Here is a 13193-nt window from a genome sequence, read left to right as displayed (position 1 = left end):
GTTTTGCTTTATCCTATTGTAATCCATTTTGATGCGTTAATAAAACATTGGTTAAAAAATGATCTGCTACATACCGTTTCATTCCCCCGGAAATTATGCGTATAATACAAGAAACGGATTTCATCCATATATTCTCATGTAAACCATTCAGCAGGGGAGTTGAGGGAGTTCCCATGACAGTCAGAGCATACGCAAGCAAGCAGGTGAGCACTGATGGAACCAGTTAGGAAGGTAAGATCCTCCGGCAGACTCACGCGTTGGCCAGGGTTAACCACAGGACGACATAAAGGGCGTTTTTATCGAAACAGCCTGATGCTTATTTTGCTCATTGCCAGCATTCCCGGACTGATTACAGGAATCGTGATGTATCAGTTGGTCGTTGGCCGGATGGAAAATGAATTTAATCAGATGCACCAAAGCCAGATTGAGAACCGGGCGCGCAACGTGGACGACCAACTCGCTTATTTGGAGATGACCTTGTCCCATTGGGCTTTTGAACCCAGGTTTGGCAATGCGCTGCGAACACTGGATTTTGTGTATTATTTCAACGAAACACAGGAGATCGTCACCACACTATACGTGTTGCAAGGCTCTCATCCGCTCATCAAATCCGCGCAGCTATATTTGCAGGAACCGAAACCGATTTTGTTTAACCGGGATTATAACGAATTGAAGGATGATGCAAAAATACAGGCCTACAACCGCTATCTGACGATGGGCAACCATGTGTATTGGACAGACTGGATTGCGAGCCAGAGTAGTGATAAAGCATCTCAAACGAATGATAGTATACTGCATACCGATCCGGGTAATGCACTGGTTCTTGTACATAAGATTCCGGGTGAAAGCATTAATCCATTTGGTGCGCTGATCATTACGCTGGATAATGAGAAAGTCGCCAGCTTGTTGAAAACGCTTACTCCTTATGATGAAGGGTTAACGTTCCTCATGGATAAACAGGGTAATACACTGGTTACCGGTAATCCGGTAGCAGGGAAGACCGATCTTGCTTTTGAGCAGCAGCTAAAAGAAGAAGTAGCCCTGCATGCAGACAACCATTCATTCCTGTTCAAATATGAGGACGAAACCTATTCCGTGTCCTATGGATCACTGAGTCGGATTGATTCGGACTGGACGTATGTCTCCGCAGCTCCGCTGACATCGGTGACCTCACCGGTGAAGCTCGTATCCAAAATCATCGTCATTGCGAGTGCTGGCAGTCTTATCCTGGGGTTGGTATTATCCTGGTTTGCTTCACGCAGAATATACTCTCCCGTAGCAAGGATGCTCCATTTATTGACGCCGGGCAGGAGTGAAACGACAACAGATACCAGGCTAGATGAATTCCAGCTGCTGGAACAACAGTGGAACGAATTGACTTCGCAGAGTCTGACCGCCCATCGACAATTACAGGAGCAGCTTCCCCATTTGCGGGACAGTTTTGTATTACAACTGGTGCAGGGGCATCTGTATGCCTATAACGAGCAGGATCTTCAGCAGCGGATGAGGAATCTTGGATTTGAGGTGGAAGACCAGCAGTTTTTGCTGCTTCAGATGTATTTTACGGGCTATGCCCAGTTACAGGGTCGATTTGGGAGCCAGGATACAGGGCTGGTTACCTTTGCAGCAGTTAATATCATTGAAGAAGTTGCCAAAAATGTTTTCAGTCAAATTAGTGTAATGAACTTTCACGACCTGTCTTCAGCCATGCTTGTGATTGCTCCCAACGACGAGCCTGTGAAATCACAAGCGTTATTATGGGGACAAGAGTTGGTGGAGGTCATAGGTCAGACTTTGAAAATGAACGTGACGGTGATCGTAAGTCGTCCTGCTGCTTCCCCGCAGGAATTGCCGGGATTATTCATGGAGATGGAGCAGGCGGTTGCTTATCGCAGCGTGGAGGACGGGAGCCAGATTCTCGATTTGGAGGATGAGCAATGTTTCCGCAGAACGGAAGAAGCCTCGTATCCACTGGGGCTGGAACGTGAGATCCTTCAGGCGATCAGGCTTGGGAAGAAGGATGAGTCTGAGCGTGTACTGGAGCAATTTGTGACCGAGATCACCCAAGCGGGCAGTTCCGAATTCCAGGTGCAGCAGATGATGCTTCAATTGCTGGGAAGTATTCAGCATATGATGCTGCAGACCGGGGTAACGCCTTACAAGCTGTTTGGTGGCTGCAACATGTATGAGCGCTTGTCCACGATTCGCGAACCTGCACAAATGATGAAATGGATGATCGGAGAAGTATTGCTGCCATATGTTCAGGAGATCGAGATGCGTTCCCAGGAGCCGCTGAAGCAGGTAGTGGAACGTACGATGTTGTTTATTGATGAGAATTATAGAAACGAACTTTCCCTGGAAGGCTGTGCAGATGCGGAGCAGATGACCCCTTATGCATTAAGCAAGGCATTCAAGCAAGTATCGGGCATGAATTTCATTGATTATTTAACACGGGTACGAATGGATGCGGCGAAGCAATTGCTGCGTGAGACCACGATGAAAATCAATGATATCGCAGGCGCTGTTGGATACCAGCACAGTTACTTTAATCGGATTTTCAAGAAACAGGAAGGTTTAACCCCGAGCCAGTATCGGGATCAATGGCTAGGTAAATAAACCTGTTCATAAGACTTCATCATTGACCGGAATCCCGCTTCATGGGACTCCGGTTTTTCATGTTTCACCTCGGAAACAAAGAAGGATAATGCTGCAAAAATGTGCAATAACCTTTGCCAAAGTATATCCAAATTGAAGAAGGAATGGCGTTATAGCGGGCTTTCGGGCCACTTTGCGCAACCATGCAAAAAATGAAGGTTGCCGGAAACAAGGCAGCTGTATAGTCTGAATAACAGGTCGATTGATAACGCTTACATAAATGGGGAGGGGAGACATTATGAACGGGAAGACGGACTGGAATGGAAATGGCGCTACAGCAGCTCAAGTGGATATGGCCGCATTGCCGATGAAGCGGGAGTCCAACTGGAAGAGGCAGATCAAACGAAATAAATGGCTGTACGTACTTGTGCTTCCCGGATTTTTGTACTTTGTCATTTTTAAATACTTGCCCATGTGGGGGATTGTTATTGCCTTCCAGGACTATCAGCCTTTTCTGGGCATTCGCGACAGTCAATGGGTGGGCATGGAGAACTTTACGAATTTCTTCTCCAATCCGGATTTCTTCCGATTGCTGAGGAATACGCTCGTCCTTGCCCTATATGATCTTATATTCTTTTTCCCGGCACCGATTATCATCGCTTTGTTACTTAATGAAATCCGGGTCGCTTTCTTCAAAAGAACGATTCAGACGCTGGTCTATGTACCTCACTTTGTTTCCATGGTCATTATCGCGAGTATCACTTATGTATTCCTGACTCCGCAAGGCGGGGTACTCTATGACCTGATTTCCTGGATCACAGGCAAACCGATCGATGTATTGGCAAGTCCGGGGTCATTCCGTCCGCTCATTATTGTTCAGATGATGTGGAAAGAGATGGGCTGGGGAACGATTATCTTCCTCGCAGCACTTGCAGGTGTGGATACAGAGCAGTATGAGGCTTCAATTGTGGATGGTGCAGGTCGATTACGGCGCATGTGGCACATCACGCTTCCAGCGATCCGCACGACCATTGTTATCTTGCTCATTCTCAGGCTGGGGAACTTCCTGGATACCGGTTTTGAACAAATATATCTGATGACCAACTCTCTGAATCGTGATGTGGCAGATGTATTTGATACGTATGTATACACCGTCGGGATTACGCAAGGTGCATTCAGTTACAGTACCGCGGTTGGGTTATTCAAGTCGGTGGTCGGCATTATTCTGGTGCTGGGCAGCAACAAACTGGCCAAGAAATTCGGACATCCCGGAATCTATTAAGAGCATGTTCGTCATCCATTGATAAGGAGGAAATCGCCCATGAACAGCCGTCTATACAACAGCCCTGCCGGCAGAGTATTTGATATTTTCAATTACGTCATGCTGGGGATTCTGGGCATATTAACCGTCCTTCCTTTCCTGTATATTATAGGAAATTCATTCGCGACCGAAGCCGAGATTACCGAACGCAGTTTTTTCCTTATTCCGAAGGTGTTTTCGTTCAGTGCGTATGAGTATATTTTTTCCTCGTCCACCATCTTCCGCAGTATAGGGGTTTCGATATTTGTTACGGTTGCAGGTACATTGGTCAATCTCTTCTTCACACTGACGATGGCTTACCCACTGTCCCGAAGTGACTTCTGGGGCCGAAATGTCATGATGAACATGGTGATTTTCTCCATGTTGTTCGGCGGCGGGATGATCCCGACCTATCTCGTCATTCGTGGACTTGGACTTCTGGATTCCTACTGGGCCCTCATGCTTCCTGGCGCGATCAGCGCTTTTAACTTAATTGTTGTCAAAAACTTTTTTCAACAAATGCCGCCAGGGCTGGAGGAAGCGGCCCGCATCGACGGCTGTTCGGATCTTGGGGTACTGTGGCGAATTGTTCTGCCATTGTCCAAACCGGTGATTGCCACCTTTGCGTTATTCTACGCCGTAGGGCACTGGAACAACTTTTTCTCGGCACTCCTGTACATTTCCGACAGTGACAAATGGCCATTGCAAGTCATGCTGAGACAGATCGTTCTGCTCTCACAGGCCAGTGTCGGAGATATGGCGAACATGGACCCCAATTTTGTACAGCCACCGGAGCAGTCCATTAAAATGGCGGTCATTGTGGTTGGTACCATCCCGATTTTGCTGGTGTATCCGTTTTTGCAGAAGCATTTTGCCAAGGGTGTCATGTTAGGTTCAATTAAAGGCTAAAGTCAAGGGGGAGAACGTATGGGACAAAAGACGGGATTCAAAAAAGGCGCATTGCTACTCTCTGCATCATTGGTATTGAGTACGATTCTGGGAGCTTGCTCCACGGACAAAGCAGGTTCAGGAACAGCTGCGGGTGGCACGGATCAGATCACGATTATGCTTCCGAACTTTGAAGCGGAGAATCCGCCGGATAACAGTCCTGTGATTCAGAAGCTTGAGGAATTGACGAAGATGGATGTGAATCTGCAATGGGTACCGAGTAGCTCCTATGAGGATAAATTCAATATCACACTGGCTTCGGGCAAGCTGCCCGATGTTATGGTTGTGCTTGGTAAGTCCCCAAGTTTCATTAATGCGGCTCGTACTGGAGCTTTCTGGGAGCTTGGACCTTATTTGAAAGACTATCCGAACCTCAGCAAGATGAATGAAATTATCACTAACAATGCTTCTATCGATGGCAAAACCTATGGCATCTACCGCGCACGTGCTCTCGGACGTAACGGTGTCACGATCCGCAAGGATTGGCTGGAGAAGCTTGGTCTGGAAGAGCCAAAGACCATTGACGAGTTCTACAATGTATTGAAAGCGTTCACGAAGGATGATCCAGACGGCAACGGTAAAGACGATACCTACGGTCTGGTGGCGAGCAAATTCACAGGTCCTTGGGATAATATGCAGATTTGGTTTGGTGCACCCAACAAGTGGGGCGAGGATGGTAACGGAGGTTTGATGCCGGCACACGAGACTCCAGAATATATGGAAGCTTTGAAATTTTTCCGTCAAATCTATAGCGAAGGTCTGGTCAACAAGGACTTTGCCGTGATGGATGCAACCAAGTTGTCCGATCCGTTTGTGAACGGGCAAGCAGGCGTAATGGTGGATGTAGCAGATAACGCACAGCGCATGGATCAGAAGATTCTGGAGAAAGATCCGTCAGCAACTGGGCATGTGGATGTGCTTCAGGCAATGGAGGGGCCGAACGGTTTGCGTGACATGCCAACATCCGGCTATTCCGGCATGATTGCCATTTCCAAAAGCAGTGTCAAAACGGAAGAAGACTTGAAAAAGGTACTGAGTTTCCTGGATCAGCTGAATGAACCTGAATTGCAGGCGCTGCTGGGGAACGGTCTGGAAGGCAAGCAGTATGAGAAAAAAGAGGGTTACATCATTCCGACAACTGACAAACTGGCGCTGCGAGATGTACAGGGTCTGAATCAGATCCTTATGTTTATTCCAGAGGACAAAACGCTTCGTGTGCAACAGACACCTGTTCGCGAAAAGGTTGCACAAGTGCAGAAAGCCAATGAGGAAATCGTCATTGCTAATCCTGGCGAACCGCTGATTTCCGATGTGTATGCCCAGAAAGGACCACAGCTGGATAACATCATTAATGATGCCCGTATCAAATTCATCGTGGGGCAAATTGATGAAAAAGGTTTCCAGGATGCTGTAGCACTGTGGAAAAGCAGTGGTGGCGACGATTATGTCAAAGAAGTGAATGAGCTGTACGCTGCACTGAAGTAGATTGATGTTCCAGAGCCCGGCAGCCTTTCTTGTAGTGCAAAGGTGGCAGCCGGGCATTTCCGTGTATCCCTAGTTAGTTCAGGCTATTTAAAAAACGATCTTCATCTCTTTTTTTGTGAATTATAGCTTCCAGTATTTAGATTTTGATGTATAATCAATGCAAAACAAACCTATTTGAACTTAAATGAACGTTATCGGTAGATGGACGACCACTCTTCATACAGGGAGGAAGCGACATGTGGAACGGGGATGCATTTGAAAATCCCGAGGCGCAGTACCGGGTTCATCCCTTTTGGTTTTGGAATGGGGATATGGAAGAAGGGCAAATCAAACGACAAATAGCCGAAATGTCTGCACAGGGCGTAGGTGGTTTTTTCATCTGTCCACGTCAGGGGCTGGAGATTCCCTATCTGTCCGAAGCATGGTTTGACAAGGTACGGATTGCAGTGGAAGCGGCGGCTGCCTGCGGTATGCAGGTATGGTTATATGACGAGTATCCCTATCCAAGTGGGATGGCTGGCGGTGAGGTGACACTTGATTTTCCCGAGGCGAAGCAGCGCCAGCTTGTGCATCAGCAGATTCGTGTTCATGGCGGAGATACAGTGGATCATGAGTTGCCGTGGGGTCGAATTCTAGTGGCGAAGGCAATACCCAAGGATGCGCAGGGCAAACGATTGTGGCATGAATCCATTGATTTGCGCAATAACATCGGCAATATCCAGACGGATCAGGTCTATCAGGAGACAGGGCTCACGTCGTATAATCGCAAGCGGTTTTTTACATACCGAACGGCTTTCCGCCTGTCATGGAAAGCTCCCGCTGGGGAATGGGACGTGATTATATTTCAGGAAGAAGAGATGGATGATTTCAAATATTACGGCAACTTTGTAGACCCGTGTCACAAGGAAGCGATGAGCCGTTTTATTGAACTGACCCACGAACGGTATAAGGAAGCAATTGGAGAACAGTTTGAAAGCGTAATCAAAGGCATGTTCTCCGATGAAATTGCGCCGCTTGGGCGTATCCCCTGGTCTCCACAGCTTCCCGGCTATTTCAGTGAACGCTGCGGTTACAGTCTGATTGAGTCCCTACCTGCTCTGCTGCATGGCGATGTCCCAGACGCGGAACGTATCAGGTATGACTATTATCAGTCGCTACATCTGCTGCTCAGGGAGTCGTATCACAAACAGGTACATGACTGGTGTGAAGAGGCAGGGATTCAGTATGCGGCAGAAGTGCCCGGGGTACGGATGACCACGCAGTTGTTCAGTCATATGCCAGGTGGAGATTCAGCACATGAGAAAATCGGACGCCCCTTATCCTGGATTCTGGAACGGTATGGCAAGAAGATGCGCGACAATCCGAAGATGGTCAGCTCGCTTGCCAGACAGCTTGGCCGAAGCCGCAATCTGATTGAGTGTTTTCACAGTGTGGGCTGGTCGATGACTTTACAGGATGCCAAATGGATGATTGACCGAATGGCAGCCATGGGCACCAACTTTTTTAATTTCCACGCCTTTTTCTATACCATCGGCGGACTCGCCAAGCATGATGCACCGCCGTCCCAGTTTTTACAGAACCCGTATTGGCGTCACTTCCGGCAGTTGGGAGATTACACAGGACGTTTAAGCTATCTGATGAGCACCGGGACTGCGGATATTCGTATTGCCGTGCTTGATCCAACGACCACGTTCTGGAGCCTGATGGGCAATCCGTTACACGGGTTCGAATATGGCGGAGAAGACGAAGCAGAACGGGCGAAGCTGGATCGTCTCACGAACGATTGGATGCGGATCACCTCGCATCTGCTCGAAAACAGACGTGACTATGATCATCTGGACCCCGAGCTGTTAGCGGAAGCTGTGCTGGCCGAGGGCACAATTCAGATTGGTGTTGCACGTTATGAAGTGCTGATTCTTCCACCGATGCTGAACCTGGAGGCAGCAGCCTGGCAGCAGGTTATGCAGTTCGTAGAACAGGGGGGAACGGTCATATCGGTAGGCATGCCTCCGCATGTAGCCATCCAGCCAGGAAGCCCTGCAGGAAATGAGGCCGCTCAGTTCTTTGGAGCAGGCAACCAGCCGCACGAGGCATATTGGGGCAATACAGACGAAACAGGTCATTACAGCAGCGAATTGATGTGGCTGCAGGGACAGGGAAATGCCTATTTTCTACCTGCTGGAACAGGTCGCGGGGATGACTTCTCCTTGGAACTGATCTCCCTGCTGCTGGATCAGGTACTGCCCGAACCGATCTGTTGGATCATGGAAGAAGAAAGTGCGTCGCTGCTTATGCAGACCCGTCAATTATCGGACGGAGAGTTTATGATCTTTTTGTCCAACCAGGAAGGACAACAACTTGAAGGGCAATTGAAAATGGTAGCCAAGCGGTTATGGACGGATGTGGATTTTTCGACGGGTACACGTCTGCTGGCGGAACGGCTCGATTTGGAGACAGGACAGCGTGAATCATTGCCGTTTACCAGCAGTGGTGGTGAATGGTGCATTTCGTTAAAGCTTGCTCCCTATGAAGCACATGTGGTGAGGCTTACTTTACAACATGCTCAAGAGGCATCAGAGGAGAATTCTTTTGCTCTGAACCAAACAGGGACGAAGTCTGGAGCGGATCGTTTAGTTACTGAGATTGAGAACGCACCCTATACGATTCAGCTTCCTGCGGAGGGGCCATGGCGACTGGAAACGGTGCAGTCCAACACACTTCGGATGGGGCAGTTCAACGTAACAGCTTCCAATGACAACGGTGTAATTTTTGAACGTAATCATGTTACAGTCAAGCCCTTTATTGATCAGGCGGCTGAATTGTCGGAGAACCATCATCTGCCGCTCCAGTTTAATCAGGTATTTGGTACACCGAAGAAAGCATCCGTTGCCTATCCAATCCAGTGCAAGTATACAACTACATTTGAGCTGAGAACGGCATTGGAAGAATGTCTGTTATTCATGGACAGGGCAGCGATATCAGGTGACTGGACCATGGAAATCAACGGTCAACCGATCGGACCTGATCTATTTGAGCCAATTGAAATTACCGATCACCATAATATTGGCTGCAATATAACTGAGTTGTTGCGCAGTGGCCTGAATGAAATGATCGTTACCTTAGAGGTCACGAGGGATGAAGAAGGTATCGTTGATCCGCTGTATCTGCAAGGGCGGTTTGGCGTGGAATTCCATCATGAAGGCATGGTCTCTCTCGTTCGTGAGCCGGATACGTCGATCCGAATTGGGCCTGAGCCACAGCCGTTGTATCCCCATTTTGCAGGAGAGATGAGTTACAAACGAAGCTTCTGGGTGGATCAGCCTGCTGAAGAGGTCGCGTCTTTTGAACTGGAATTCAGTAACTGGCAGGTGCAGGATGTGGTAGAAGTACGGGTGAATGGTTACAGTCTGGGCGTTCGATGCTGGTCTCCATATCGCTGGACGGGAGAAGCCTCGTGGCTGCGAGCAGGGGAGAACGATATTGAAGTACGCGTTACCAATACATTAATCGGACTGCTGGAAGGTACGTATTTTGACTCGGGCAGCCACAGTTTGCAGGAAGCCGGTCATGTATCAGCTGAAGAATAAACCTCCCAAGATAAACGGATTTATTCCCAAAGGAGAGATAGCACATGAGCTAAATAGAGTTATGTGCTTGTAGTAACAGGTGGAAGAGCGGTTTTTTTTATACAGTACTAGCGAAGCAGTGGTTGGATCGTTGATCTGCTGTTATACAGAAAGGAAAATGAAAAGCCTCAAAAAAGCAATTGAAGTGGGAGGAGGAATAAGATGGGACATCGTATCCAGTTTGACCGCTACCCAGGTGGCGTGATGAAGGCCTTGACGTTCAGTTATGACGATGGTGTGGTGCATGATCGCAGACTGGTGGGAATTTTCAATCAACATGGGCTGCGGGGCACATTCAATCTGAATTCCGGTACCCTGAGCAAGCCTGGCCGAATTGAGACGACAGAAGTTGCGAAGTTATATGCCGGGCATGAAGTGGCTGTACATACGGTCACCCATCCCACATTGCCCTATGTCCCGGATGAGCTGCTGACCGAAGAGATCATGGAAGATCGGAGATCGCTGGAACAGCTTGTCGGTTATCCGGTAAGAGGTATGGCCTATCCGAATGGAGGTTATGACCGTTCACTCAGCACCAAGCTCGAATGGCTTGGCATCGATTATGCACGCACGGTTGAATCCCATGGCAGGTACACACTGCCTGAGCGGCCGCTTGAATGGCATCCAACCTGCCACCATAACCATAATTTGGCGGCCCATGCCGAACGATTTATCCAGCATACGAAGACAGGTACGCCACTCTTGTTATATGTATGGGGTCACAGCTATGAATTCAATGATAACGACAATTGGCAGATTATAGAGCAGTTTGCTGAGCAGATTGGTGGCCGGGATGGTATCTGGTACGCAACGAACATCGAAGTGATTGCTTACTGGAAAGCGGTCAAACGCCTGGAGTGTTCAGCAGATAGGTCCATCATCCACAATCCGTCCGCGATCACCGTCTGGTTTACGGCGGATCAGCAGGTGGTTGAAGTGAAGGCTGGCGAGACATTGCGACTAACCAAACGAATCAAGGTATAGGAAGGGAGCTGATGATCATTCGTTATTTTCATGAGAACGAGGCGATTGCAGGCAAGGTGTATGATTCAATTCCGGATATTTTGACTACCGTGGCACAGCGTTATATTGGGGACCATCCGAAACACTCCTTTCTGTTCCGAGCGTACCATCGTGGAGGCTTCCGCAGACTTGGGGATTATCGTTATGATCTGAATCTGGATGCCAAGTGGAAAGAGGCTCGTGCAGGACAGTACGTATACGTATGGGGCAAGTTGTGGAGCCAGCAGGAGGCTACGTTAAATACGGGACTGAACTGTTATAGTCCGGTGACGGTCTATGTGAACGGAGAAGAGATTTTCAAATCTGAGCTATTGCAGGAGTTATTTCCCGAGCGCAGAACCCAGATTCCGATTTCCGTGAAATATGGCTGGAACGATGTGTTGCTTTGTTTTGTAAAAACAGAGGTGGGGTTCGGCGGGATCTACGGAACGGCCTCATTTAAAAACTTTCCGCTTCACTTCCTCACACCTGGTGTGAACCGCCAAGGACAGGAGGGCTGGCTGTACTCGGAACCCGTCGATGAACCTTTATCATCACTCCCTCGTGATGGCATGACTGAAGAAGAAACGGGCCTGTCCTGGTATCCGCGCAGGGACTGGACAGAAGGGGAACAGAACGCTGGTGCTTTCGCCAGAATCTTTGGGACAGAGCAGCCTGCTGTTGCGTACGCATGGTCCAAACTGGATGTCATCCAACCGGGATCGTCACCTGTTCTTTTGCAAGGAAAACATGAAGGTGCTCTCACCCTGTACGTTGATGGTAAGGAGATATATTCCGCTGGGCAAAGCGGCAATTACCGCATTGAACTGCCTTGCCGCTACGGTCCATCTGATCTGGTAGCAAAGGGTGAAATCAAGGCTGGGAGCGAGTTGTGGGGATTCACACTGGAAGATGCGAAGGATTCCACTGCAAAAGGATGGAGATTAAGACCACCTCATCCGGTTGCAGGATGTCCCGATGCGTGGCTGTATACGGGTGCATTTTCCCCAGGCTCTGAACCATCTCCCCAAGACATCGTGGTCACAGATACCGTATTTGATGATGGAGCCCATGGCGTGTACTGGCATGTAGATCTTCCTGAAACGAGTGTCCGTCCCTATTTGGAAAATACCCATTATGGCAAATGGAATTATCCACTCGGTGTCACCCTCCTTGGACTTCTTCAGATTGGACAGGAGTTGGGACGTGACGACTATGTTCAGTATGTGCGGGACCATATCGGCCTGAGTACGTCGTTTGACCGTTATGGTCTGTGGGATCGGGAAGGGTACGGCGCCGCGGGAATTAATAATCAGTTGTCTGCAATCGACAGTCTGGATGATTGCGGTTCATTTGGATCTACGCTGCTCGCAGCGATGGAACTCGGCGACATTCGTGGAGGTAAAGATACCGCAGATCGTATTGCGGGCTATATTACGGATGAACAGGAACGTCTGGAAGACGGGGCCTTTTACCGTGTTCGTGGCAGCGGGGAGATGCGCCAGGAAACGATGTGGTGTGATGATCTGTATATGAGCACACCTTTTCTGATGCGTTACGGCCAGTTGACGGGAGATACTTCTTATTGGGAGGATGCAATCAACCAGTTCCTGATGTTCCGCAAATATCTGTATATTCCCGAGCAACAGATCATGTCCCATGTGTATGATTTTGTGCGTGGACGGGCGACGGGCATACCATGGGGACGCGGAAATGGATGGGTTCTGTTTTCGCTAACCGAACTACTGTCGATTCTGCCAAGTGATCACGTCAAACGGCCAGAACTGCTGAGCTTCTACCGGGATTTATGTCAGGGGTATCTGGCGCTGCAAGGTGAAAATGGACTCTGGCATCAGGTGCTGAACCGCCCGGATTCGTATGAGGAAACCTCCTGCACGTCGATGTTCATCTACGCTTATGCCCGCGGTATTCGTGAAGGCTGGCTGGAGCAGCCAGAGGCCTACCTGGATGCGGTGCGCAAAGGATGGGAGGGCATGACCCATCTGTCCATTGATTATAAAGGCAACGTCTACGGTGTATGTCGGGGTTCTGGTTACTCCTTTACCGCACTCTATTACCGGGAAGATCTGGGATGGATTCTGAACGATACGCACGGTATCGGCATTGTGCTTCTGGCCGGGATTGAGGCGTATAAAATGAACCAGCAGCTGAGCCAGATTTCGCTCGACCCTTCGGTTACAGCTGGACAACGCTAGTACAGCAATCATGAGTTCATC

The 13193-nt window shown here is 48.9% G+C and carries 7 protein-coding genes; all 7 read left to right on the top strand.

All coding sequences use genetic code 11. The features are described 5' to 3' along the window. The first annotated feature begins 213 nt into the window (after positions 1–213). Positions 214–2616, top strand: a complete 2403-nt coding sequence (locus tag AC4PM4_RS29160; protein WP_488732151.1) for an AraC family transcriptional regulator — start codon at positions 214–216, stop codon at positions 2614–2616. A 331-nt stretch (positions 2617–2947) separates the two neighbouring features. Continuing rightward, positions 2948–3877: an ABC transporter permease gene (locus AC4PM4_RS29155; RefSeq protein WP_052016746.1), complete on the top strand. Its 930-nt coding sequence runs from the start codon at positions 2948–2950 to the stop codon at positions 3875–3877. A gap of 39 nt (positions 3878–3916) precedes the next feature. After that, the gene (locus AC4PM4_RS29150; RefSeq protein WP_024632531.1) at positions 3917–4804 is read left to right on the top strand and encodes a carbohydrate ABC transporter permease; all 888 of its coding nucleotides are present in this window, start codon (positions 3917–3919) and stop codon (positions 4802–4804) included. A gap of 18 nt (positions 4805–4822) precedes the next feature. Continuing rightward, positions 4823–6328, top strand: coding sequence for an extracellular solute-binding protein (locus tag AC4PM4_RS29145; protein ID WP_072735430.1), 1506 nt, complete (start codon positions 4823–4825; stop codon positions 6326–6328). 236 nt (positions 6329–6564) lie between these two features. Then, entirely contained in the window at positions 6565–9915 is a 3351-nt protein-coding gene (locus AC4PM4_RS29140) for a glycosyl hydrolase (protein WP_491615194.1), read from the top strand. A 201-nt stretch (positions 9916–10116) separates the two neighbouring features. Then, positions 10117–10938, top strand: coding sequence for a polysaccharide deacetylase family protein (locus AC4PM4_RS29135; protein WP_491615192.1), 822 nt, complete (start codon positions 10117–10119; stop codon positions 10936–10938). 11 nt (positions 10939–10949) lie between these two features. Continuing rightward, positions 10950–13172, top strand: a complete 2223-nt coding sequence (locus tag AC4PM4_RS29130) for a glycoside hydrolase family 88/105 protein (RefSeq protein WP_491615190.1) — start codon at positions 10950–10952, stop codon at positions 13170–13172. Positions 13173–13193: the final 21 nt, after the last annotated feature.

Source organism: Paenibacillus sp. MDV22-iso6 (assembly GCF_058408365.1).
The sequence above is the reverse complement of the archived record's forward strand: the minus strand, read 5'-3'. Positions and strand labels throughout refer to the sequence as shown.